Raw genomic sequence first — 25005 nt, 5'->3', positions numbered from 1 at the left:
CAGCGACGTCTGGTGGACGTGGCGGTCGACGGCAGGCCGGTGTTGATCGATTCGACCGTGCGGCGGCTGTTCCACGAAAATCCGATTCGACCGTGCGGCGGCTGTTCCACGAAAATCCGGGTGGTCCGCGCCGTACGGTTGCTCATGCTCCCTGGTACGGGCCGACAGCGGCCACAGCAGCATGAACCGGCCTGACGACGACACCGTCTGCCGCGGCTTCAGTTGCTGGGTCGAGAGTGGCACGTGGGGGAGCGGCACGTAGTTGGCCGGAGGTGCCGCCCGGCTCGGATCACGGCTTCGCTGCCCCGGTCCGAACAGAGCCGACTCCGGCGGCCGTTCAGCGGAGCGCCTTCTGCAGGTGCTCGGAGGGCGCTGGAAGCCCGAAGTGTCCGCGCAGGGTGTGGTCCGTGTACTCGGTGCGGAAGACGCCACGGTTCTGGAGTTCGGGTACCACTTGGTCGACGAAGTCGTCCAGTCCGCCGGGGGCGAATCGGGGCACCACCACGAATCCGTCGGCACCGTCCGACTGGACGTAGTCGTTCATCTGCTCCGCCACGCGAGCGGGTGTGCCGATGAAGGGCCTGCCTGCTGTCAGCTTCATCACGAGCTCCCGGATGCCGAGGTTCTGCTCGGCGGCGAAGGCCCGCCACTTCTGCACCCGGCGCAAGCGCACCGCGCCGTCGGCCAGCCCCGGCCAGTCGGGAGGTGCCGCCTCGGGATCGGGGTCGACATCAGGCAGCGGTCCGTCAGGGTCGTAGGCCGACAGGTCGCGTCCCCAGGTGCGTTCCAGGTACCAGATCGCGAGCTGCGGGCTCACTGCCTGCCGTTGCATGAGTTCGGCGTTCTCCCTGGCATCCTCATCGGTGTCGCCGAGGATGAACGACACCCCGGGCATAATCTTCACGTGCTCCGGGGCACGACCGTAGCGGGCCAGTCTGCGCTTGACGTCCGAGTAGAAGGCCTGGCCGGCCAGGCCCAGACGGCGGCTGTAGATCATTTCTGCTGTCGCGGCCGCGAACTCCCGGCCCTGCTCCGAGTCCCCTGCCTGGATGGTCAGTGGGTACACCTGAGGGCTGGTCGGTACGGTGAACCGTCCGTCGACGCGGAAGTGCGCCCCTTCGTGGTGGAACCGGGTGGCTCCGTGCGATCCCCAACTGCCCCACAGGATCCTGGCGACATCGACGAACTCCGCTGCCCGAAGGTAGCGGTCGGCGTGCGGCAGATAGCCGCCGCGGCGGAAGTTCTCGCCCGTCCAGGCGTCAGGGGTGGTCACGACGTTCCAGCCGCATCTGCCGCCGGATAGGTGGTCCAGGGTGGCCAGCCTGCGGGCCGCGTCGAAGGGCTCGTTGAAGGTGGCGTTGACGGTGGCGGCCAGCCCTATCCGGTTCGTCACGGATGCCAACGCCGACAGCACTGTGATCTGGTCCAGCTGGCCGGCGACGCCGACATCGGAGATCTCGGCGCGGTGCTCCACCAGTCGCGGGAAGTCGGCGAGGAGGAAGACATCGAACTTGCCCCGCTCCGCGGTGCGGGCCAGGTGAGAGTAGGAAGCGAACTCAACCTGACTCCCGGCGCGCGGATCGCGCCAGACGGTCAGGTGGTTGACGGGAAAGAGTGCGGCGAGGTGCATCTGTTTGACGGGCTTGCTCATCGAGGGGGCCACCTTTCAGACCGGGAACACGTTCGGGGCCTTCTCGGGCAGGCCGAGCCGCTCGCGCAGTGAGGTTCCCTGAGGAGGGCGGAGCAAGGACCGCCGGCGCAGGATCGGGACGACCTCCGCGACGAACCGGGACAGCGTGGCAGGCAGGAACGCGGGGCGGAGGTGGAATCCGTCGACATTCCCGGAACCCCACATGTCGCCCAGCAGATCAGCGAGTTCGATCGGTGATCCAGCGAACCTGAAGCGGCGCGACGCGGCTTCGCCGGTACGGCAGTCCCAGCTGGACACGCCGTGGTCACCGTCGAACAGTATCTCCAGCTCGCCGATGACCCTGGTGCGTGCTTCCACTCGTGCTCGCGCCTCCAGCGCATCACGGACATCGACGAACACCATGTCGGCGTCGTGAGCGGTGACCCGGTATCTCCGCGGATCGAGGTCGACCGCGAGGACAGGGTGGCCCTGCGGCGGTCGCGGTACGTTCGACGGGCCCTTGATGCGGAAGTGTCGTCCGGCATGGTCGATGTGGTGGAGCTTGGACCGGTCGAGGAAGCGCCCGGCCGCCACCTCTCTGATCTCCGCACCGTCCTCCCAGCTGTCCCAGAGCTTGGTGACCACTTCGGTGAACTCGGCTTCCTCTGCGCGCAGTTCATTCAGGCCGACGGGTGGCTCGGGCCCGAAGTGCGCGGCTTCGGCCTCCGCAGTGACCATTCGTCGGCGCCAACCGGCGCGGCCCTGGCTGATGTGGTCGAGCGTGGCCAGTGCCCTGGACACGTGCACGGGCTCGCAGTGCGTGGTCGTCACCGTGGGCACCAGGCCGATGGTGGTGGTCAGCGGAGCGACCCCGGCAAGCACGGTCACCGCGTCCGGAAGCCCATCGGCGGCGGAAGGTCCGTCCGGGAGCGCCATGGAGTCGTCCAGCGTCACGAAGTCGAAGCAACCCCGTTCGGCTTCCTGTACAAGTTGTGAATAGTGCCCGGGGCTCAGCGGATCGACGGGCGAATACCACCGGGACTCCGGGTGGCAGCCGGCTGCGTCGATGGCCATACCGAGGAACATCTGGGCGCTCCTCTCGAAGAGCTGGTTGCGGGCTGATGAGCAGTCCCGTCGATCGGACTGTCGCAGGGCCCGCAGCCTAAGCCGGGAGGAACGGACGGCCGGGCTTTCCGGGAGAACGGCAGCGCCTCTGTCCGAGTTGGCCGGGGCGGTTGCACGGATCGGTGCCGGGGTGAGGGGCGGGTCCGGGCCGACAGCGAACAACGTGCCGCACCACGCCGGCGTGGTACCGGTTTCAGTACGACCGGCCGACGTGCCAGAAGTGCATGTGATGGTGACACGGATCGATGAAGCGTTGGAGCCGCGGTCATGCATGCAACGGAGTAACTGTCGGAAAGGGCTTGTCGACCACTTCAGGGTGTCTCTAAGTTCGACTCATCTCACCCGAGAGAAGTGATTTTCCGGGAGTCCGAAAGGTATTCCTTGAGGACTTCTGACAGAACTTCAGACTGTCAACACCACTAGGAGAAGAGACATGAGCGACACTCAGAAGATTGCGCCGGAAACCGCTTCGGAGGAGCCCAGCCCCGAGGTCAACGACGAGGAGCTGGAAGCCCTTTCGGGCGGGCTGGAGCGGATCTGACCTCACGTTCCTGGTCGTGTGCCCGGCGGCGAGTGCCGCGGGTACACGACCAGTCCCATGTGAAGGGCCCTGCTGAATCTGCTGAGTGACCTCGCGGGCGAATTTGAACAGGTGCGTGAGCGGATGACACGCGATACTTCATTCTCACGGGAGATTGGGAGTCCGGCCCGGCGCGACCAGGCCAGGAGGGCCGGGCGATCGGGTCGACTGGTGGCCACCGCCCCGCAACGGGTGCCGCGGCACCGCGCTCTGCGCGGCCGGGAGCAAGTGGGGCCGAGCGGCCATCCGCTGACCCGCAAGAGCGATCTTGGCGAGCGCTTCGGGCCTCGTCAGGGTTTCTGCCCCGTCATCGGTCGCAGGGCAGGTTCGTGCTCACCGCGGGTGGCAAGCGCAACTCCGTGGTTCAGCGTCTGGAGGTCGCGGAGGCCCCGGAACGTACCAGGTGCATCCACTCCTGAATTCCTCTCGTCCCGTCACCAGCAGAGAGCGGCGCATGATGAAGACCGCACAGGTGCGAGTCATCGAGTCCATGCAGGAATACGTGCCCCGGGCCGAGGAAACGAAGGTCTTCCTCGCCGGCGGAATGCACAACTGCCCCGACTGGCGATATGAGGCGATAACCGCCTTCAAGCAGATCTGGTTTGGCAGCAGCGCCAACCGGTGCTCGCTGGCCCTCCTCAGCCCGCGTCGGGTCATCGCCGGCTCGTCAGGCTTCAACGAGTCCATGGTGGCCTGGGAGTATCGGCACTTGGCGCTGGCGGACCTGGTGCTCTTCTGGTTTCCGAGCGGAAACGCGGCGCGGCCCGAACAGCCCATCGCGCTTTACGAGTTGGGAGCGGCGGCGGCCGCCGGGCGGGCGATCGCGGTGGGCGTCGAGAACGGTTACCGGCGCCGCTCGGACGTGGTGGCACAGCTGCGCTGTGCGCGGCCGGGGCTGCCGGTCCACAGCGATCTCCTCTCCACCGTGGGCACCGCGGTTGAGGCGCTGGGCGCCAAGACCCATCCGCTTCGAAGCGCTTCGTAAGAGAAAGTGATCACTGGATGGAAACTCTCCGCTCATTGGTGGGCGACCCTGAGCTGTTCCTCGGGACCGCGTGGCGACGTGAGGCTCGTGTGCTGCGCCCGAGCGCGCCTCCCGCACAGCTGGTCACGCTGGCCGACCTGGACACAGCGCTGACCGGCGGCCTGCTCCGCAGACCCTATCTGGAACTGGTCCGCAGCGGACGGAACCTGGAATTGGGTGACTTCACTACGGTGCGAAGTGTCGGTGAACACGAGTTCCCCGGTTACGCCGACCCGGACAAGGTACTGAGGAGGGTCTCCTCGGGAGCCACCCTGCTGATGCGGAACATCGAGCACTGGCATCCGGGGGCGGCGGCGCTCTCCGGCCGCCTCAGCGCCGAACTGGGCCGTCCGGTCGAGGCGTTCGTCTTCGTCACGCCGCCGGGGGAACAAGGGCTGAGTCCGCATCGTGACGATGCGGACGTCTTCGTCGTGCAGCTGAACGGCAGCAAGCGGTGGCAGGTGCACAGCGTCCCGGCGAGTGGTGAGTGGGATGCCGGATATGCGCCGCACCCGGGGCCAGCGGTGCTGGAGACCACGGTGGAGCCGGGGCAGGTGCTCTACATCCCGCGAGGAGCACCGCACTCGGCCGTCGGTCAGAGCGGCGGTCTGTCCGTGCACCTGTCGCTGACGGTTCGCCGGCCCGGCACCGAAGCGCTACGGGCCATGCTGGTCCGGTACCTCGACACCGAACTGTCCCTTCCGCCTTGTCCGGTGGACGAGGCAGGACTGCGCAAGACCGCGGCCGAGCTGCTCGACCACTATCGGGACCGGCTGGGTGCGCTGACACCGGAGGAGTTGTGCGCGGCGGTCGAGTTCGGTGCTCCGGACGGCCCGGGGACGGACACGACAGCGGCGCCCTCGCTCGCGGCGCTGGCCGCCTTGCTCGACGGCTGAGAAGCTGAACATTCGCGAAGGCGGGGTTTTGGGGAACGGTCGTGCCGATGACGGCACGACCGTTCTGTCGTCTGCCGGTGGCGCCGCCGAAATGCGGTTCGGCGGCCGGCGGACGATCTGCGTCCTGCCCGTCGGCCGCCGTGGGTGCCGGACGGCGGTGCCTATTCGTCGTTCGTGACGGTCAACCCTTTGATACCTGCCACGAGGGCCTGGAGCTCGTCATCCGAGAGATCGGCGGCGTAGGTCTCGTCTTCCTCGTTCACGGTCTTTCTCCTCTGCATTTCCTGGGGTTTCGGTTTCCTGGGGTTCGACAGTGACGGCCACACGGTTCCACCACGGCAACCGGGCTCTTCCGGCCGCGGCATCAGCAGATGCCGCGCCAGGGACCGACGGGCGTTCAGCGCGGAACGTCGGACAGGGCGGGGTGGCCGAGACCGGCGACGAGGGAGTCCAGTTCCTCCTCCGTGAGGTCGATCGCCTCGAATCGCTCCGGGTGCGGGACCAGCAGCCTGAGTGTGCCGCGGTCGGGAATCTCCTCCCAGGCCCGGATCTGGGATTCCAGAACGTCGGACGTCGCGGGCTGATCGCGGACGACCTCGATGACGGTGCCCATCGGCACGCTGATTCCGTGTTCGGCGAGCAGGGCCCCAGGGTCGGAGGACAGCATCCGCTCCTTGCCGGGGTCCGACCAGGCGGCCGCGACCACCGCGCTGTAGCGAGCGGTGAAAGTAGTGCGCTCGGCTTCTTCCATAGTGCGAACCTTCGCTTTCCGTCATGGAGTTGGAGAGATTGCGGCCGCATCGCGCGGATTCGCCGACTGCGCCCAGAGCTGGCGCTGGGCAAGCCGGTGGAACAGTCCACCGGTGTCCGCGAGCAACTCGTGATAGGTGCCGCTCTGGACGATCCGGCCCTGGTCCATGACCAGGATGACGTCCGCGTTGATCACGGTGGAGAGCCGGTGGGCGATGACGATTCGGGTCGCGGCGAGTTGCTGGGTGCTGGCGGTGACGATCTCCTGGGTGTGGTTGTCGAGAGCACTGGTCGCTTCGTCGAAGAAGAGCACCCGCGGTTTGGAGATCAGCGCCCTGGCGATGAGGACACGTTGCCTCTGGCCGACGGACAGGGCGCCGCCGCCGAAGGACAGCAAGCTGTTGAGACCCATGGGCATCCGGTGGATGTCCTCGTCGAGCCCTGCCATGGCGGCGGCCTCCCAGACCTGCTCGACGGAGTAGGGCTGGGCGCCGCAGATGTTCTCCCGGATGGTGCCGCTGAACAGCCGCCCGTCCTGGAGGACCACTCCGCACTGCCGGCGTACGGTCTGCACGTCGAGCTCGGCGAGGTCCTGTCCGTCGTAGAGCACGGAGCCGCTGCGCGGGCGCTCGAAGCCGAGCAGCAGCCGCAGGAGGGTGGACTTGCCGGAGCCGCTGGTACCGACGATCGCGATGAACTGGCCGGGGTGGGCGTGCAGTGTCACCTTGTCGAGCACCGGGGTGTCCTGGCCCGGGTAGCCGAAGGTCGCGTTGACGATCTCGATCTCCCCCCGGAGGTCCACCGGTTGGACGTGGCTGGGTTCCCGCTCGGCCCGCGCGGTCAGTACCTCGGAGAGGCCGTGCAGGCGGGGGAGCACGACGACGAACTCGGCACCGCTGGTGACCAGGAGGATCATGGACTGGAGTTGTAGGGCGAAGGCCGCGTTGAGCGTGAAGAAGCCGCTCGCCGGCACCTGGCCCCGCAAAGGGCCTGCCAGGACGGCGAAGAGGATCAGTTGTCCGGCGATGGGCACGGTGACGGCGACCGCGGACAGGGCTCCCTGCACCCGGTGAACGCGTTGCAGCCGGGCGCGGGCCGCGACGGTGGCCTGCGCCCAGCGGCTGAACATGGCGTTCTCGGCGCCCGCCAGCCTGATCTTCATGATGCCGCCGAAGATCTCGTTGGTCACTGCCGCGGCGTGGTGCTCGGCGGGCAGGGCCTGGCGCTGACGGCGGATCATCGCCGCACCGAAGAGGACTCCCAGGCCGCTGGTGCCGGCCAGCAGCACGAGGGTGTACAGACCGACGACGGGATTGATCTTCAGAGTCAGAGCCAGTCCGGCTGCCGCGGTCAGCAGGGCGAGGAAGGTTCGGGTCGCCAGCCCGTTCAAGGCCTGGCGGGCGTAGGCGGTGCCCAGCATCTTGCTGGCCAGGACGCCGCTGGTGGTCTGGGTGAAGAAGTCGGACGGGAGCCGGATCAGCCGGTCCCACAGGGCGAGTTGGACCCCCGATTCCAAACGGTCCTCCAGCCGCAACGCGTGCAGATTCAGGAGCGCGGTGAACAGGGCCGCTGCGACGGCGCTCACCAGGTACAGCCCGGTGGCCCAGGGAAGGTCCTGAAGGCCTCCGGACGTCAGGGAACTGAGCACCTGGCCGATCAGCAGCGGGGTGGCGAGGCTGAGCGACGCCACGGCAACTCCGTTGGCCAGCATGGAACGCAGCTCCGACGCGGTGCCGAAAGCCCCCCGGCGCAGGAGTTGCCGCAGGCTGCTGTGCGCGGGCAGGGGCAGCTGGGCCAGGGTGGCGTTCCGGCTGAAGGTTTGCGCGCGCCGCTGGTCCACCGGGGTACGCGCCCGTGTGTGCGGGTTGACCATCCAGTACCTGCCGCGGGCGAACAGCAGGGGAACCGGAATCAGCCGGGCATCCCCTTCGGTGCCGGCCGACACGGCCGGGCCGCCGGTCGGCGTATCCGTCGGCTGATCAGCGGATGCCGAGCCGACTGCCTGGGTCGGGCGCCAGCCGATGAGCGGTCCGACGTTGTTGTGCCACCACTTCGTGGACAGCCGGACCTGACGCAGGTGAAGCCCCGAGCTCTGGGCGACCGCTCGGAGTTCGTCGCCAGGGTTGCTGGTTCCCGGCGTGTGAGTGGGCGGCTCGGTCACGGTGACGTCCGCTCCTTCGGTGACCACCTGGAGGGTCTCGACCGCCCAGGCTCGGGCGTCCTGGGCGCCGTCGGTGGCGAGTCGCCCGCCGCGGGCGCGGTTGGCGCCGAGCACTCCCAGGGCCCGTCGGGCACTCGCTGCCACCATCTGCTCGGCCGCGCGTTTGCGGACATCGAGAGCGTGCAGGAACACGGTGTCGGCGGCCAGGGCGCGATCGCCGAGCGAACGCACCAGATGGGCCATCTGCTGGTCGACCGCCTCGAACAGGGCTCCGGAGCGCAGCAGGTCCGGGGTGTTCAGGAGCTCGACCAGACAGTCGGACTCCGCACGGGTCCAGTCCTGGAGACCGAGGAAGAGCGCCTCACGTCCGGCCAAGCCGTTCTTGCTCATGCGGCCATCCGCCAGCCGGATCCAGCACGGTCGGCCGCTTCCGACGACCGTGCGGCCGCGCGTGAGCGAGACGATCTGCCGGGAGCGCAGGACCTGGGCATCCCGCGGGGCGCTGGTGGAGCGTACGGCGTCCGAGACGGCCTGCAGAGCACGATCCAGCGCGTCGCTGATCACGTCGGCGATCCGGTCATCGCGACCGGGCGGCCGGCAGCCGTCCGACTCCTCCGGCTGGACCTGGCGGCACAGCCTGGAGAGCTGGTCGTGGTCGACGCCGCGGAGCCGGCCGCCGGCCAGTGGCACCACGGTGAGCTGCCACTCGCCGGTCGCGGTCGAGGAGGGGATCGCGCTGTGGGCGGGGCAGCGGGCGACGAAGTGCTGCCGGGAGGTGTCGCCGTCGGGCACGAGACGGCTTGCGAAGATGTCGGCCGGCCCGCCTTCGACCAGGTAGACGGTGTGTCGCCCGTCGATGCGGCGGGTCGCGGTGGAGCCGGGGGCCGCCAGTTGGGCGAGCAGGTCCCAGTCCTGGGGCGGAACGACGGTGTTCATGTGGTTTCCCCCGCTGACTTCGCGTGGTGCCGGATGAGTGCCGCGTAGGAACCGTCGCGTGCCATGAGGGCATCGTGAGTGCCGCGTTCGACCTCCTGGCCGTGCTGCAGCACAACGATCCGGTCGCAGTCACGGATGGTGGACAAGCGGTGGGCAACGATGAGGCAGGTGGCGCCCCGGCGGCGCAGGTTGGAGTCGATCAGTCGCTCTGTCTCGGTGTCCAGGGCGCTGGTGGCCTCGTCCAGGATGAGCAGCCGGGGGTTGCGGACCAGGGAGCGGGCGATGTCCAGACGTTGGCGCTGGCCTCCGGAGAAGTTGCGTCCGCCTTCGTGCACCGGGCTGGCCAGGCCGCCGGGCCGGGCCGCCACTTCCTGGTGGATGCAGGCGTCCTTGAGGGCCTGCACGACGTCCTCGTCGGGGATGGTCGGGTCCCACAGGGTGATGTTGTCCCGTACCGTGCCCTCGAACATGATCTTGTCCTGGTCGACCATCGCCATGGTGGCGGCCCACAGCCCCGGGTCGAGCGTGTGCGGATCCCGGCCGTCGATGGTGATCCGCCCGCTCCAGGGCTGGTACAGGCCGGCGAGCAGCCGGCCGACGGTGGACTTTCCACTGCCGGAGCCGCCGACCAGTGCCACCCGCGCGCCAGGAGGCAGCTCGAGTGAGAAGTCCTGGAGGAGCGGTGGGACGAGCGGGTTGTAACCGAAGGTGACCCTGTCGAGCACCACGTGGCCTTCCAACGGTGTCGGTGCGCCGGAGACGACAGGTGCGGGTGGCAGCGGATAGCGTTCCACGTCCTGGAGGCGCTGCAGGTCCGCGCCGATTTCCTCGACCTGGGCGCTGACCGTGGTGAGGCTGGTGACGGGCCGGTTCATCGCGACGGCCAGGCCCTGCATGGCGACGAGCACTCCCACGGTCAGGGTGCCGGTCAGGACGAGGTGACTGCCCAGTGCGATCAGCACGGCGGTGTTCAGCGCGGCGAGCAGGGCGGGCACCGCTGCCACGACGGCGGCGGGCACGCCCGCTTTCTGCTGACCTGTGGTGACCGCCGCCTGGCGCGCGGCGAACTGCTGGTAGCTCAGCTCCTCCTGCCCGCTGGCCTTGACGGTCTCGATCATCGAGATGGTGGTGTACACGGCGGCGAAGAGCCGGCCGCGTTCGGCCTGCAGGCCTGCAATGGCAGTCGCGCGGATGGCGGACAGCCAGCGCAGCACAACCACGTTGAGGCCGGAGAAGACCAGCGCACACAGCCCCAGGACGAGGTCGTACTGGCACAGCAGCGCGGCGTAGGACAGGGCCAGTGCCATGTCCACCGCGGTGGATGCCAGACGCCGGGTGAAGATGTCGGCCACCACGTCGTTGGTGCGTACCCGGCGAGCGAGATCGGCCGCCATGCGCTGGTTGAAGAAGCCCAACGGAAGCCGCAGCATGTGCCGCATCAGGCGTGCCGCGCTGCCGAGCGCCACCGCGGTCTCGGCGCGCACCAGCAGGCGCTGCTGCAGCCATCCGGCGACGAGGGTGATCACGGTGGCCACGGCCATGGCCGCGACCAGCGCGACTGAGGTGCCCGAGTCCGAGCCGAGCAGCACCCGATCGACGAAGACCCGGGTAAGGGCCGGCACCGCGATGCCGACCATAGCGACCAGGAGGCCGAGGATCGCGGTCTGCGGCACGACTGAGCCGAGATTGCGCCAGCGTTCCCGCAGCGTGCGGACCAGACTGAACGGGTGTCCTCCGGGCTCGAACCCGGGACCCGGTTCCAGCGTGATCAGGATGCCCGTGTACGCGTCGTCGAACTCCTCCCAGCTCACCGTACGAGGGCCGGTGGCCGGGTCGTTGAGTCTGACCTTCCGCCCCATGCCCTCCAGCACCAGGAAGTGTTCAAAATTCCAGTACAGAATGGCCGGCAGCCGCACAGAGGCGAGGTCCGCGATGGGACTCTGCCGGCCTCGTGCGGTCAGCCCGTATCGGCGCGCCGCCTTGGCGACGCTGGCCGCGGTGGAGCCGTCCCGGCTCACCCCGCAGGCCTGCCTGAGCTCTTCGAGCGGGACGTGGCGGCCGTAGTGGGCGAGCACGATGCCCAGTGAGGCCGCCCCGCACTCGGTGGCCTCCATCTGGATCACGGTGGGGGTGCGCACCCGCTTGGCGGTCGGCCGGTCGGTGCCGCGCTTCGGGATGGTCGGACTCATTGGTTCACCAGCCAATTCAGCGGGTGCTCCTGGGCCACGGTCAGGGTCGCCGATACCGCGCTCTGCGAGTTCAGCGCGAAGGACGGGGAGGAGCGCGACCACTTCAGCCCGGTCGGCGACTCGGCGTCGGGGGTGAGGCGGACGGTCACCGCGACGACCGAACCGGCGGTGAGGAACGGCGTCACATCGCGGTCGGCGCCGAGGAAGGCGTGCAGGGATTCCTCGGTCTCCGGAAGGGAGCCGACGGCCGAGACCGTTCCGGACAGTGTGCCGAAGACGCTCACCGGCGCCACCGGGGTCGACAGTCGCACCGGCATGCCGACGCGCAGCAGCGGGGCGTGGGTCGCCGGTACGTAGACCATCGCCTCCAGCCGGTCGCCGGGCGTGTCCAGCCGCTCCAGAACGGCGACTTTGCTCCCGGGCAGCAGCATCTCCCCTTCGGAGATCCGGACGCTGACAACGTGCGCGGTCCACGGCGCGGTGACCGTCACGGTCGAGCCGTTCTGACTGACCAGGGTGTAGAGCGGCTGCTCCTTGCGGACCCGTTGGTTCGGGACCACCAGGACCGCGCCCACCTGTCCCTGCCGGGTGGCGTCCAGGGTGACGGCGCCCGCAGCGTGGGTGAGCACCCCGGGGGCGGTGACGGTCTTCGGTACCGTGGCGAACGCCGACCAAGTGCCGACGGAGAGCACCACGACCAGGAGTGCCACCGTCGTCAACCAGGTGGGTATCGAGGCCAGCCGGGCGATTTCGTCGAGTTGTTCGGGTGATTCCAGCTTTCGAAGGGCCTGTTTGCGGAATCTCAAAGCTGCTCCTCGGAGTCGGACGGGCAAGAGCCGAGGGCGAACTCAGCGATGGCGGGTTCGACCAGCGTGTCCAGTCCCGACAGCGCGGCGAACGAGGCGACGTCTCCCGCCCCCAGCGCGCACGGGGCCAGACCCATGTCGGTGGCGACCAGGTACATCCACGCGGTCAGGATTCCGGCGTCCTTGAGCGCCAGCGCGTACGGAATTCCCTCGTACTTCCACATCAGGCGCCCGATCCGTGCGGTGATCACGAACAACACCTGCGGCGGGTTCGGCATGGTGGCCGTGGCGCGCGCGAACGAAAGCATCTTCGCGGTCTCGGGGCCCGTGGCGGCGACGGCCGCCAGGCGATGCCGCACCGAGTCGTAGTGATAGAGCCCGCTCTCCAGTCCGGCGCAGCGCGAGATCAGCGGGTAGATCTCCAGTTCACCGATCCCACCCGCTCCCGGGTACGGGCGCCTGCCGGTCTCCAGGCCGTCGACGCTGCCGGTGGCGGCGGGTTCGAGGCGCTGGACCCGATGGAGGAACTCGGCCAATTGGGCTGCGGAGATCGGCCGGGCGTCGTCCTGGTGGCGCACGCTGCGGCGACGGGACATCACCGCCGCCAGCGAGTCCGGCGTCGCCTCGGCGGGGCGCGGGGACGGCGCGGGCAGCGGAATCGTGCGACGCGCTGTGGGCCCGCTCGTCTGCGGAGGCTCCGGCTCCAGGACACCGCGGAAGCGGTAGGTGGCGCCGATCGGCGCCGCGTGGCGTTGCGGCCGCGTCCGGTCGTGCAGCCACAGTTCCTCCGGCGACCACAAACCCATCGGAGCGGTTTCGAGCTCGGCCTCGGCTTCCTCGGACGTCACCAGGACTTGGGCGGAGAGCAGCTCGTCCAACAAGTGGCCGGCGGTAGGCTCGTCCACCTCCAGTCCCTTGGCCACGTCGAGCCGTCTGACCCCGCTCGCCGCCGCGCCCGCCAGGACGGCGCCCAGCTGGGTGTGCGCGCAGGCGATGGCGACGGTGCTCAGCGGGGAATGGGCCAGCATCCGCCCCTGATCGGTGCGGAGCACCGCGAACCGGGACAGTCGGTAGACCACCCCGGCGCTGTGCAGGCGCCGGGCGGGACCGCTCTGCGCCCCGAGCCCACGGGGCACCACGTCCAGCAGCGCCCGGGCTCCGGCGGCGATCCGGCGCTCCAGCCAGGAGTGCAATAGCAGTCGGCGTACAAGCAGTTGAGCGGGCAGGATCCGCGCTTCGCCCTCCAGGCCGGTGACGAGCTGGGCTATCTGAAGGTCGCTCAGCCAACCCTCCGCCATGCGCAGCAGCAGCGCCCGCCGGCCGGCCTCCGGGTCGGGAAGGCGCAGCCGGTAGCGGGACTGCTCCAGCACCAGGCACCCGCCCGGCTCGTTGGTCAACCGTGCGTCGGCGCGCAGCCGATAGCTCTCGACCTTGGCGGCACCCGGCAACGGGGACGTGCGATTCATGGGATTTCACGATCCTGATACGGGGACGGTCGTGCGGCGAGTGGGCAGGGACGGATCGAAATACGGCATTCAGCCGTCCCGCAACGCCTGCGGCAATCCCGGCCGGCACCGACCGTAGTGCGGATCGGGCCGGTCCTCGGCGAAAGGATCGATCCCGTGCCCAACATCGGATCGACCACGGCACGGAATGGTGTCATCGGCCCGCTCGGGGGAGCCGGGCTGCTCAGCCGTTCTCGACGACGACGGATTCCTCGACCCAGGGCGCGGACCCGTAGCTGCTCGCCAGCAGGTCCGCGGCCAGTTCCCGGCCGTGGTTCTCGGCAGCCGCGCGGAAGGCGCTCGCCAGGAGTTCCACCAGTCCCTGGGTGAATGTGCCGGTGCTGTGGTCATCCAATCCGGCAGCCGAATTCCGTTCGTGGCAAGGAAGGTTGAGCGAGAGGATGTCCGCGCCGACGATCTTGATCAGCTCCTCGGCGGCACCGTCGATCCGGTCCAGCAACCGCGCCAGGCACTGCAGGGTGACCGCCTCAGGGATTCCCGCCCGGACGAGGTCCAGGGCGGCACGCAAGACACCGGGTCGGGCGATGCGCACGGCGCCATCCTCGTCCCAGCCGAGCATGCCGTGCCGGTTCAAGGAGTGGAAAACGCCGGGCTTCTCCCGTATCGCCCGCTGCAGGGCGGCGGTGAGCTTTTCCCGGTCGTCATCGCGGCCCTCCGCACCGAGAATGGCGCCGATGGACACCAGATTGAAGCCTTGCCGCTGCAGTGAAACGATGTGCTCCAGTCTGCGCACATGCGTGTCGTCGTAGTAGCCGACCCGCCCTCTGCGGATCGGCGGCTGCAGCAGCTTGCGGGATTGGTGCGCTCGGACGTTCCTCGGTGACATGCCGACGATTCTGGAGAGTTCCTCCACGGTGTAGCGGGCGGCCGGACGATCCGGGCTCGTGAGGGACAGGGGGCTCGATGTCATGGTGTGTCCTTCCACGGGCCGGGGCTGATCGGCGGACGGTGGGGCATGACCGGGGCGATCACTCCGAACACCTGGTGAGACAGCGGCGATGGGCCGGGACAAGGAGCCGGCACGGTGCAACGGTACTCACCAGGGGGAGACGCGGCCCAGGGCCGCACCAGGCCGAGGAGCAGGGGTCCGCCGGCAGGGCCGGCACCGTGGTGATGTCGATGTGGTGGTCGCACAGCCACAGGGCGTGCGGTTGAATGGTCGGCTCTGCGGCCTCGGGAGTCGGCCTTGAGTCTGTCGTGGAGGGTGGCGAACCCGTCGGGCGCAGCCCCGGGAGCCACCGAGCACCAGGTGGTCTTCCTTGCCCAGGGCGTGTTCGAGAAGTCCCGTCTGTCTCGCGGGGTCTGACACGCACGCTCGCCGCGTTGCCGAAATGCCCTGGTAGCTCCGCTACGAGGGCACCCCGGCGCCTTGCGATCGCACGCGCCAGACCTCGCGAGACCCGCCCTCCGGGCGGACGACGCTACTTCTCGAACACGCCCTGGTACGGCGGCAATGCGGCGGTAGACGCGCAGACGATCCGCCGCACGCTCCGCGACGGCGGCTCGCACGGGCGCCGTGCGGCATTCACGGGTTCGGCCATGACCGTCATACCCGTCGGGCACACCGCGCGCCCCCGTCCGCCCTGGAGACGAACCTCCTCCAGAGCCCTCATACGCCTCCGGGAAAGAGCCCTCCCGGGATCACAAAGCGCGGTCCGCCGGGCCGTACGAGCCCGGGGCCCACCCGCACCAAGAGGGAGGTACGACGCGTTGCTGAGGGCCTTGGATCCCGGCGGCCACCGGCCGACCGTGGACTGGTGCGAGGCGCCCGGCTTCCGCTGTGCGATGGCCTCGCACTCCGCCTTCACCGTTTCCAGGAACCGATTGCAGCTCCTGGCGGAGTCGGACGGGGGGCGGGCACCTTCAGGTTGATGACCTCGTCGGCGCCCAGGGCCACCTCCGAGGCGGTGAACTCCGAGGCCGCCCAAGCGCGATCACGACGCGCCCGTCCATCGGCCACGTCAGGCCGTGGCAGCCACCCGCAGAGTATGGGTGGCGACCGGGGCCGACGGTCATCGGGCACGGGGCCTCGTTCATCGTCCCGGCCGGTTGGTTGTTCGCGCCCTTCGCCACCAGCACCGGGCGGACCGGCCGTCCGGTGGCCTGGTGCTCCAGGACCGACCCGGTCAAGCCGGGCGCCTCGTCGTCCTGGCGTGGCGAGCACAAGAGCGCCGGTGCGGCCGCCCGCGGCCGCCCTGGGCGTCCACGGCCCGCTGCACCCCACCGTCACCCCCGCCAGCGCACCGACTGTGTATATCTGACGGCTCGACATGCGCGCGTCGCCGCTCATCCCCATCGCCACCTTCCGATCCTGTCCGGGGCCAGGCGCATCGACGCCTCACCCGGATACTGCCGTCACCCGCCGTGCCCCGGCAGCGGGGCCGGACCCAGTCGAGCACGCGCCCGGCAGCGCGGACCAGGCAGTTCAACCCGCAGGACTGCATCCGGCATACTTCTGTCGTACAGCTCGCGCCGCACCCGGGGGAGCGCAGCACCACGAGGAGCGTTGCACGTGCGGCAGCCCTGCCGAGCCTCTGCCAGCGGGCGTCCACCAGCAGCCGGTCCCGGCAGCACCTGGTCCAACGACCCGGCGCCGAGCCGCATCACCAGGCCGTACACCTGGCAGAACCACCTCCCATCCGGTAGGACCACGTCCCGCACCCTGCTGCCGGACGGTTCGCGCCGCGGCCGTGGTGCACCGCCGGGGGGAGCGGCATCATGAGCAGCGGCGGATCCGCGCACGGCGGGTTCGGGGAGCTGCTGCGCAGCCTGCGCGTCCGCGCCGGCCACACCCAGGAACGACTCGCCCACGCCGCGGGAGTGAGCGTCCGCACCCTCGTCGACCTGGAACGCGGCCGCACTCGCGGACCGCAGCGCCGTACCGTGCAGGCCCTGGCCCGCGCACTCGCCCTGGACGCTGCGGACCGCGGAGACCTGGAACGGGTCGCCGCCTTCGGCCGGCCCCGCCCACGCCTGGCCGCCGCACCCTCGGGCGCCCTGCCGCTGCCGCGCGACCTCAGTGACTTCACCGCCCGTACCCAGGCCCTGGCCCGTCTGCGTGCCCTGGCCGAACACCCCGGAGGAGACGCGGCACCTGTCGCGGTCGTCACCGGACAGCCGGGCCTCGGCAAGACCGCCTTCGCCGTCCACGCCGCACACACCCTCGCCCCGCACCACCCCGACGGCCAGTTCGCCATCGACCTGTGCGGCATGGACGAACGGCCCGCTGACCCACGCGAGGTCCTGGCCCGCCTGCTGCGCGCCCTCGGCGTGACCGAGCGTGCCATCCCTCACGACACCCAGGACCGCACAGGCCTGTTCCGCTCGATCGCCGCCGTCCGTCGACTGCTCCTGCTGCTGGACAACGCCGCCGACGAGGACCAGCTCCGCCCGCTGCTCCCGGGCCGGGGCAGCTCGCTGACCGTCGTCACCAGCCGCCACGCCCTGGCCGGCCTGGAGTGCGCACACCGCATCGACCTCGCCCTGCTGCACCGAGAGGAGTCCGTCGAACTGATCACCCGCATCATCGGCGAACAGCGCGTCGCCCGGGAGGCCCAGGCCGCCCGCGACCTCGCCGATCTGTGCGGCCACCTGCCGCTGGCCGTCCGGATCGCCGGACAGCGCCTGGCGATCCGGCCGCAGGAGCGCCTGGGCAAGCTTGTCGCCCAACTCGCTCGCGAAGAAAGCCGATTGGACGCTCTGAGAGCCGGCAGCCTCGAAATGCGGGCCGCGTTCGCGCTGTCATACCGCCGGCTCACCCCGATCGCCCGTACCTTGCTGCGGCGCGCCGCCCTGGCGGCCGGCCCCGACTTCAGCCCGGAGACCGCCGCCCTGCTGGCCGGCACCACGCTGCGCCGGGCCCGCCTCTGCGCCCAGGACCTCGCCGACCGCGGACTTCTCCAGACCCACCCGGAAACCGAGCGCTACCGCTTCCACGATCTGCTGAAACTGTTCGCCACCGAGCAGCTCGCCGCCGACGACGACCCCGCCGCCCTCGCGGGCGCCCGCAACCGGACCGCCCGCTGGATGCTGACCCGGGCCACGGCGGCGGCGCTCCATTTCGACGCGGAGCACCGCCGAGCCCCCGACGGCGACCCCGACCCCGTGACTGCCCCCACCGGCCCTGAACCGGCCCGCGCCTGGCTGGAAGCCGAACGTGCCCAATGGCTCTGGGCGCTCCACCACGCCCAGGCCGCCGGATGGCACCGGCAGGTCATCGACACCGCCGAGGCCATGCACTGGTTCTCCGACCGCACCCAGCACTGGGAGCAGTGGGCGGAGGTGTTCCAACTCGCCGTCGCTGCCGCCCGTGCGCTGGGCAGCCGGGTGGACGAGACCGTTCACCTCAACTATCTCGCCTGGGCCTACAACATGTGCACCCGCGACCACCATGCCGCCCTGGAGACCGCCGACGCGGCCTTCACCGCAGCCCGGGAGAGCGGCGACCGGCTCCAGATGGGCTGGGCCCTGGGCTACGGGGCCGGTGCGCTGAAACGTCTCGGCCGCACAGGCGAGGCCATCGCCTGGCTGCGCGACTCCGCCGCCTGCCACCGCGACAACACCACCCCGCAAGGCCGTCTCGCCGAACTGACCACCCTCAACACCCTCGGTATCGTGCTGCGCGAGACCGGCCATGCCGGCCAGGCCCTCGCCATCCACCTCAGCAGCGAGGCCATCTGCCGCGCGGGAATCCCCGGCCAGTCACCCGACCTGATCGCCGTCTACCACGCCGCCACCCTCCACCACCTCGGTTGCGACCTTGCCGTGCTCGCCCGCTGGTCCGAGGCGGAAGCCCCCCTGCGCCAAGCGCTCACTGCCTTCGAGGCGGCAGACATGCCGGCCTGGAGCTCACCTGCCCGCCTCGACCTCGGCATCGCCCTGCACCACCTCGGCCGCCACAAGGAAGCCCGCGCCGCCCTGATCACGGCCCACCGCACCCTCACGGAACTCAACCATCCCCGCCACACTGAAGCCGCCGCCCACCTGAGGCGACTGCCCGACTGCACCGGGTGAACACAGCCTCGGCAGGACAGTGCCACGATTCGGGTACGGCTCGCGCGGATCCTCAATGGGTGTTCTGCGAGTTTCGGCGGTCCTCGTGGCGATTGGAGGCGAGTTGTCCGGTTCGAGGGCTTCACGGTGGGCCGGGGTGGAGCCAACGTGCGGTGCCATCCGTCCGCTTCTCAGCACGGTTGGGGTTCGTGTCGTGGGGCCCGGTGGTTGCGTGTGGGATCGGCTGGGAACGCCGCGATGCCCTCGCCGTCCCATGGGGGAATCGAAGCTTCCGTCCAGGCCCGGCAGCGCGTTCGCCAGCACACGGGTGACAAGCAGCGCGCCGATCTTGTGACGCACGCTGCGCCGCGGGACTCTGCTGCGCATTTCGCTGGGGCGTGCGGGGTGACCGTGTCGGGAGCCGGCACCTGCGAGGTGGCGGTGGGGTGTCAGGTTTCCCGGTGCCCGCTCAAAACAGTTCCAGGCCCTCGCCGCTGGTGTCCGCGATGACTGGCCGGAACTGGGCAGGGAGGCCGTCCAGGCGGTCAGGACCGGCCGCGGCGGCCACGGCAGGGGCCGTCTCGGCCAACCAGGCACGAAACCGCTCGGCGGCTTCGCGGTAGGGGACTCGCGCCAGGACACGGTGCTCGCCGGAGGGGCAGAAGTCGACGGTGACAGTGAGCAGGCAGGAACGGGGCGCGTTCTGACTGCCCGTCCAGGACACGCGCAGGACACCGCAGGGCTTGCGCCCGCGGGGGGCGCGGTGGGTCGGGCGCAGCGATCGGCAGGCTATGTGGGCGGTCCATGCGGCGAGGTGCGGCAGGGGCAGGGTGGTGCGTGCGCGGCAGCCGGGGCAGCGGTGCCAGTGGCGGAGCCAGTCGTCGGTGTCGGTGTGGAAGAGGCGTGTGTAGCGGTTCGCCACGCGGATGTCGTTGCTGTACAGGTGGTCGGGGCGTTCCTGTGTGTTGCAGGACTGGCAGACGGGGGCGCGGACGTAGCCGTGTTCGTGGCAGTGGTCGAGCACGGTGGCGGGCGCGGTGCGGCAGACGGCGCACGCCCACCCAGCCACCTTGCGGGAGGTACCGGGCTTCCTGCTGAGCGCCGAGTACAGCTGGCCTTCCAGCTCTTTGTTGTACGGGCGCAGTGAGGGGGTGGGGCCCTCGGGGCTCGTCGTCTGCCGACCGCCGGCGTCTCGGGCCTGGCGGGGGTGGGAGGGCGGCTCGGTGACGGCTGCGCCTGCCTGGCGGGTCCGCGCGGCTTGTACCCACTGCGTTTCGGCGTGCTCGGCCGCGTCCAGCAGCCTGACCACAGCGCGCGGCAGCCACCACGTGCGCTGCGTCCCGTCGCGGGTCTGCTCCACGAGTATCTGTCGCCAGTCGATCCCCGCCAGATGGTACGGCCGGGCGTCTTCACGTCGTGCTGCCCGCTCGGGGCCGCCCAGCTCCTGCAGTTCCCCCTTGATGCGCCGGCGCCAACGCAGCGGCGTTTCCTCGTTGCACTCCTGCCTCGGCGCCCCACGAAACGGACCGATGCGGACGAGGTCGTGCCGATCCATCCCGACCGCGTTCAGTTCCGCGGCCGCCCGGCGCACCTCGACCTCCGGAACACTCCACTGACCGTTGCTCGCCCGCACCGTCGACACCACATGGCCGCCGAGCAGGACGTACCTCACCTGGGCACGGGCAGGAGAGCAGGTGAATGCCCCAGAAGCCGTCGGCACAGCACTGTCGGCCGTCAAATCGACCCACAGAGCGTCCGCGGCAACCAGGGTGATCAGGCCGTCCGTGCGACCGGGCATGACACGCTCCGACATACCGACAGGCTAACGGTCTGCAACGCGGCAACGGATCCCAAGCGCCTCGGTCAGCCGGGCCGCCGCCCGCAACTCCATATTCCTGAGCATCCGGTTCGTCAGCACCTCCCGTGCCCGCAGCCTCACCACCAGAACGTCAAGAACCGGGCAAGTCGCCCTCGCGCATCCGCGGTCCCCGAGCCCAGACGAATTGAGCAACAGAGTCCCCCGGCGAGCCAAAGCGGCAGGACAGCGTCACCGGCAGATCCTCGAAGGACACTGCAGGAGACCTGCAGGAGACCTGCAGGAGACCCGCAGGACCACCACCAACACCGAGACCGCTCGGACGAGTTACAGCAATGCCCCAACTCCCCTCGGACATGCAGTCCGTGAGAAGTTGCAGTTCAGAGCCGTGTCCGAGCCCCTGCGGTCGGTAATATCGAGTACAAGCGGGGCGTCGATTCCGGTGTCGTCAACCAGGGCCTGTTCTATCTCTCGTGGCTGATGGATCACCGGGCCGAGTTTGAGCGCCTGGTCCGTGACCGGCTCGGGGCTACGGCCGTATCTCAGGTGCTGTGGAGCGGACCGTGCCTGATCTGCATCGCCGGCGACTTCACGCGCTACGACGTACACGCCGTGCGTGAGCACCGGAGGTCGATCGATCCGGTCCGCTACCGACTCTTCGGCAGCGACCTGCTCGGGCTTGAGACCGTGGCGTCCGTGAGCGGCAGCATGCAGGTAGTCCGTCGGGCGCGCCGGCAGGCCGTCGCACGGGCGGCAGCCGACGTCCAGGTCACGCAACCTGCATGCACTTAGGTTGGCCTGACCTTGTTGCGTTGGGTGTTGCTGTGCCGGCCGCTGAACGCCTCGCCCGACGACGGGCCCGCATGGCCGGTATGGCGTCCGCTGTAAGGTCATGTGCATGTTTCCCGCCGCGCTGCCTCCCCGACTCGGCGGACTGTGGCGATCGACGGAGTCGGGTGTCGTCCACGCGCCGCAGCAGCCGGCGGAGCTCCGCCGGGCACGGCGTCGAGCCGCGTCGCTCATCGTGCTGGCGTGCCTGCTGGCGGTTGCCGCGGTCGCGATGTGCGGCAGCGCGGTGGCACATTGGGGCGACGCGTACATGCGGACGCCGAATCGCTACGGAGAGCCCGGCCGGTCCCGGCCGGTCGTGATGCTCGGGCTCGGACTTCTGCTGCTCGTGTCCGCCGCCTTCGCGGTGGTCGGTGCGTGCGCCCTGCGCAGGCCCAGGAGGGCGACGGTCGAGCTCACCCCGATGGTGGTGCGATCGAACATGTACGGAGCCGTCGAGGTGCCCTGGGACGAGATCCTCGGGGCACGGGTGGCGGACGGACTGCATATCGATCTCGCCCGCCCGGCAAGCGCCTACCGCATCACGGGAGGAACCCGCCGTGAGGACGGAGCGGCTTCGCTCCGTCTGTACGCTCCGGCCACCGAGTTGCTCCCGCTCCTGGCCTGGCTGCGGGAGCATCCCGAGTCGCGTACGACGGTTCTTGCGCCGTGGTCGGACCAGGTGGCTGTCAGGAACGGCGACGCGGAGAAATGATGCGTCAGTACCGGGGTGCGGTCTCGCAGTTCACCGTGAACGACGATGTCGAAGTGCCCGTTCCCGTGCCCGGTGCGGTCTGGACCGTCGGCGCGGTCATCCTCGACCAGGACGGTGCGGCCTTCGCCCAGAGGCGTAGCTCGGACCGCCGGCTCTTTCCCGACACGTGGGACATCGTGGGCGGCCACGTCGAGGCCGGCGAGACCCTCTTGGACGCTCTCGCCCGCGAGATCGAGGAAGAGACCGGCTGGCGCCTGCGCCACGTGCGGCGGTTCCTCGGCACCAGCACCTGGACCGGCGACGACGGCGCCGGACTCCGTCACGAGGCCGACTATCTCGTCGAGGTCGACGGTGGCTTGGGCAACCCGGTCCTGGAACGGTCCAAGCACTCCGCCTTCGACTGGTTCGGCCCCGACGACCTCGCCCGTCTGAAGGACAACCGCGCGCCCGGAGAATTCCTGATCCACCACCTGATCGCACTGGCCGTGCGAGCACGGTACGGGGCGTAGGCGCGACGGAGCCGGTACCGCCGACCGTCCCCCGGGGCGGCGGTGACCTCGCACGGAACGGGTGCGAGGCCGACGGCCTCTGCGCTCTCACGCCGTGGTCGGCGCCTGGGCCGGTGCCGCGGTGGGAGCGAGGTGCAGGTGCCCGGTGCGGCGCAGGCCGGTCAGGGCGGCGGCACAGGCGAGGCCGAGCATGGACAGCGCGGTCCACGGCAGCCAGGGGGCATGGGTACGGGTGGCCAGGTCGAACAGGGCTCCCACGGCGAGGTTCCCGAGGGCGACGGCGACGCCGGCCACGGTGCTGTAGGCGCCGTAGTAGGTGGCCACCAGACGCTGTCCCGAGAGACGGACCAGCGTGTCCATCTCGAACGGGTACAGCAGCGCGGCACCCGCGGCCAACAGCGCCGCGCACGCCACCAGGCCCCCGAGCCCGAGTACGGCGGTCAGTCCGTGGCCGCGGTGGTGCGGGCCCGGCAGCAGGGGCAGGAACGCGGCGCCCATGACGGCCAGGCCGAGCGCGATCGCTTTCGGCGGGGCCAGGTGTTTCCTGGCCCAGTCGGTCAGCCGGAGCTGACCGGCGACCGCGACCGCGGCGGAGACGGCGAAGACCACACCCATCGCGGTGCCGCTGTCGTCGCCCAGCAGGGTGCGGGCCTGCAGGGGCAGGGCGAGGTAGGCCTGGAAGGCCAGCAGGTACGAGCCGGCCATCGCGGCGGAGAACAGGACGAAGGGCCGGTTGCGAAGAATCGTCCGCCAGTCCGTCGCGATGCCCCGCCACCCACTCGTACGCTCCGCGTCCGGTGCCGGACGCCGTGCCGGCAGGGCACGGGCCTGGACGACGGCCAGGACCCCGAACACGGTCGCGGACGCGGCGCACACCACCCGGAATTCGAGGGTGAGCAGGGCGAGCCCGGCGAGCGGGCCGAGCAGGATGCCCGCCTGATAGAAGACGTTGAAGACGGCGAACGCCTCCACCCGGCGTTCTCCGGCGCCCTGGGCGAGGTAGGCGCGGACGGCGGGGTTGAACAGGGCGCCGGCGAACCCGGTCGCGGCGGAGGCGATGATCAGCGCGGGCACGGTGTCGGCGAGGGCCAGCAGCGCGAACGCTCCGGTCCGCAGAGCGCAGCCGGTCAGGATCATGGGTTTGTAGCCGATCCGGTCGGCCAGGGTCCCGCCGAGCCAGAACATGCCCTGCTGGGAGAGGTTGCGTACGCCCAGGACGAGGCCGACCGCCCACGCGGCCAGGCCGAGGCCGTGGGCGAGGTGGTCGGCGAGGTAGGGCATCAGCATGTAGAAGCCGAGGTTGATGCCGAACTGGTTGACCATCAGCAGCCGGATGCCGGGCTCGAAGGAGCGCACCTGCGCGCGCAGCCGCCTCACCGGGCACCCGCCAGTACGGCAGGGACGACGGCCGGGCCGGTGACCGTTCGGCAACGCGTCCAGGACGTCACGGTGCGCTCGCCCGGGTCGGTGATCTCGTCCGGCTCGTCCGGCAGCGGCACCGGGGGGTCCAGGAGGCTGTGGCCGTGGCACCAGCCGTCGTTGTAGATGGTGTCGAGATAGCGATGGGGTCCGTCGGGAAAGATCGCGGCGATCCTTGTTCCGGCGGGGCAGGTGCGGGCGGCCCAACCGGCGACCATCGCGACCGCGCCGACGCTCCAGCCGCCCGAGGCGTAGTGGTGGCGGGCCAGCGACCGGCAGGAGCGGACCGCCTCGGCCGGGGCCACCCAGTGGACCTCGGTGAATGCCGGGTAGGCGACATTGCCCGGGTGGATGCTGGAACCCAGCCCGCGCATCAGCCGCGGTCCGGCCGGCTGCCCGAAGATCGTCGAACGGGTCGAGTCCACGCCGATCAGCGCCAGGTCGGGGAACGTCCGGCGCAGCGCGGCCGAGACCCCCGCGGAGTGGCCGCCGGTTCCGACGGAAGCGACCAGGACGTCGACGCGGCCCAGTTGCGCGACGAGTTCGGCGGCCAACGGGGCGTAGGCCGCCACGTTGTCGGGATTGTTGTACTGGTCGGGGCACCACGCTCCGGGAGTTCCGGTGAGCAGTTCGGCCACCTTCTCGCGCCGGGCCTGCTGCCAGCCGCCCACCGGGTGCGCGGTGGTGACGGTCTCGACGCGGGCGCCGTAGGCGTCCAGCGCCCGGCGGATTCCCGGCTCGAGTCCGGGGTCGGAGACCACGGTGACCGGATGTCCGAAGGCGATCCCGGCCAGGGCCAGGCCCAGTCCCAGGGTGCCGCTGGAGGATTCGACGACCGGCGCACCGTGGACCAGGTCGCCGCGCTCCCGGGCGCGGGCCACCATGTGCAGGCCGGGGCGGTCCTTGATGCCGCCCGGGTTGGCGCCTTCGAGCTTGGCCCAGAAACCACGGCCGGCGTCGGCGAAGGGTTCACCGATCCACAGCACCGGCGTGCGGCCCACCAGATCGGAAGGTCCACGGGCAGACGTCGGGGCAGGGGCGTACGAGGGGATGTTCATGAAGGTGTCACGGCTCCTCGCCCCGGGCCGGCAGCGGCCGTCGGG

Annotated in this window: 16 protein-coding genes and 1 pseudogene; 6 read left to right on the top strand and 11 right to left on the bottom strand. The window is 70.1% G+C overall.

Annotated features, from left to right (window positions below; translation table 11 throughout):
• Positions 1–337: 337 nt before the first annotated feature.
• Both OG520_RS04090 and OG520_RS04085 read right to left on the bottom strand, forming a co-directional pair.
• On the bottom strand, positions 338–1651 hold the full coding sequence (locus OG520_RS04090) for an NtaA/DmoA family FMN-dependent monooxygenase (protein ID WP_406012206.1): 1314 nt from the start codon (positions 1649–1651) through the stop codon (positions 338–340).
• A 15-nt stretch (positions 1652–1666) separates the two neighbouring features.
• Positions 1667–2716 carry an LLM class flavin-dependent oxidoreductase gene (locus OG520_RS04085; protein ID WP_406012205.1) on the bottom strand — a complete coding sequence of 350 codons (1050 nt, stop codon included), beginning with the start codon at positions 2714–2716 and terminating at the stop codon, positions 1667–1669.
• 1073 nt (positions 2717–3789) lie between these two features.
• Here OG520_RS04085 and OG520_RS04080 point away from each other — a divergent pair.
• Both OG520_RS04080 and OG520_RS04075 read left to right on the top strand, forming a co-directional pair.
• Positions 3790–4320: a nucleoside 2-deoxyribosyltransferase domain-containing protein gene (locus tag OG520_RS04080; protein WP_406012204.1), complete on the top strand. Its 531-nt coding sequence runs from the start codon at positions 3790–3792 to the stop codon at positions 4318–4320.
• Between the two features lie 17 nt (positions 4321–4337).
• Positions 4338–5255 (top strand): JmjC domain-containing protein, encoded by a 918-nt coding sequence (locus tag OG520_RS04075; protein ID WP_406012203.1) that lies wholly within the window; start codon positions 4338–4340, stop codon positions 5253–5255.
• A 397-nt stretch (positions 5256–5652) separates the two neighbouring features.
• Here the strand turns inward: OG520_RS04075 and OG520_RS04070 are convergent, their stop codons facing one another.
• The 6 genes from OG520_RS04070 to OG520_RS04045 all read right to left on the bottom strand — a co-directional run bounded on the left by OG520_RS04070 (position 5653) and on the right by OG520_RS04045 (position 14533).
• Positions 5653–6006 (bottom strand): hypothetical protein, encoded by a 354-nt coding sequence (locus tag OG520_RS04070; protein WP_399329870.1) that lies wholly within the window; start codon positions 6004–6006, stop codon positions 5653–5655.
• A gap of 21 nt (positions 6007–6027) precedes the next feature.
• Positions 6028–9102 (bottom strand): ATP-binding cassette domain-containing protein, encoded by a 3075-nt coding sequence (locus tag OG520_RS04065; protein WP_406012202.1) that lies wholly within the window; start codon positions 9100–9102, stop codon positions 6028–6030.
• Positions 9099–11291 (bottom strand): NHLP family bacteriocin export ABC transporter peptidase/permease/ATPase subunit, encoded by a 2193-nt coding sequence (locus tag OG520_RS04060; RefSeq protein WP_406012201.1) that lies wholly within the window; start codon positions 11289–11291, stop codon positions 9099–9101. The genes OG520_RS04065 and OG520_RS04060 overlap by 4 nt, the downstream gene beginning before the upstream one ends.
• Positions 11288–12097, bottom strand: a complete 810-nt coding sequence (locus OG520_RS04055) for an HlyD family efflux transporter periplasmic adaptor subunit (RefSeq protein WP_406012200.1) — start codon at positions 12095–12097, stop codon at positions 11288–11290. The genes OG520_RS04060 and OG520_RS04055 overlap by 4 nt, the downstream gene beginning before the upstream one ends.
• Complete coding sequence (locus OG520_RS04050) at positions 12094–13563, bottom strand: SagB family peptide dehydrogenase (RefSeq protein WP_399329873.1); 1470 nt, start codon at positions 13561–13563, stop codon at positions 12094–12096. Before OG520_RS04050 ends, OG520_RS04055 begins: the two co-directional genes overlap by 4 nt.
• Before the next feature lie 223 nt (positions 13564–13786).
• On the bottom strand, positions 13787–14533 hold the full coding sequence (locus tag OG520_RS04045) for a MerR family transcriptional regulator (protein WP_406012199.1): 747 nt from the start codon (positions 14531–14533) through the stop codon (positions 13787–13789).
• Positions 14534–16341: 1808 nt separating this feature from the next.
• Between OG520_RS04045 and OG520_RS04040 the strand changes: the two genes are divergently transcribed.
• Entirely contained in the window at positions 16342–18636 is a 2295-nt protein-coding gene (locus tag OG520_RS04040) for a helix-turn-helix domain-containing protein (RefSeq protein WP_406012198.1), read from the top strand.
• A 448-nt stretch (positions 18637–19084) separates the two neighbouring features.
• Here OG520_RS04040 and OG520_RS04035 read toward each other — a convergent pair whose 3' ends face one another.
• Positions 19085–20428 (bottom strand): endonuclease domain-containing protein, encoded by a 1344-nt coding sequence (locus tag OG520_RS04035; RefSeq protein ID WP_406012197.1) that lies wholly within the window; start codon positions 20426–20428, stop codon positions 19085–19087.
• 417 nt (positions 20429–20845) lie between these two features.
• On the opposite strand from OG520_RS04035, the pseudogene OG520_RS04030 reads away from it, so the two are divergent.
• From OG520_RS04030 to OG520_RS04020, 3 genes and pseudogenes are all read left to right on the top strand, one after another.
• Positions 20846–21199, top strand: a pseudogene (locus tag OG520_RS04030) (transporter); the annotation flags it as partial.
• A 124-nt stretch (positions 21200–21323) separates the two neighbouring features.
• Entirely contained in the window at positions 21324–21974 is a 651-nt protein-coding gene (locus OG520_RS04025) for a hypothetical protein (protein ID WP_406012196.1), read from the top strand.
• Positions 21971–22483, top strand: a complete 513-nt coding sequence (locus tag OG520_RS04020; protein WP_406012195.1) for an NUDIX hydrolase — start codon at positions 21971–21973, stop codon at positions 22481–22483. Before OG520_RS04025 ends, OG520_RS04020 begins: the two co-directional genes overlap by 4 nt.
• A gap of 87 nt (positions 22484–22570) precedes the next feature.
• On the opposite strand, the gene OG520_RS04015 is transcribed toward OG520_RS04020, so the two are convergent.
• Both OG520_RS04015 and OG520_RS04010 read right to left on the bottom strand, forming a co-directional pair.
• Positions 22571–23860, bottom strand: a complete 1290-nt coding sequence (locus OG520_RS04015) for an MFS transporter (RefSeq protein ID WP_399329878.1) — start codon at positions 23858–23860, stop codon at positions 22571–22573.
• Positions 23857–24960 (bottom strand): PLP-dependent cysteine synthase family protein, encoded by a 1104-nt coding sequence (locus OG520_RS04010; RefSeq protein WP_406012194.1) that lies wholly within the window; start codon positions 24958–24960, stop codon positions 23857–23859. The genes OG520_RS04015 and OG520_RS04010 overlap by 4 nt, the downstream gene beginning before the upstream one ends.
• Positions 24961–25005 lie beyond the last annotated feature (45 nt).

The organism is Streptomyces sp. NBC_00984 (assembly GCF_045162475.1).
GTDB lineage: Bacteria > Actinomycetota > Actinomycetes > Streptomycetales > Streptomycetaceae > Streptomyces.
Note: the sequence above shows the minus strand (reverse complement) of the source record. Positions and strands in the feature narration are given on the sequence as shown.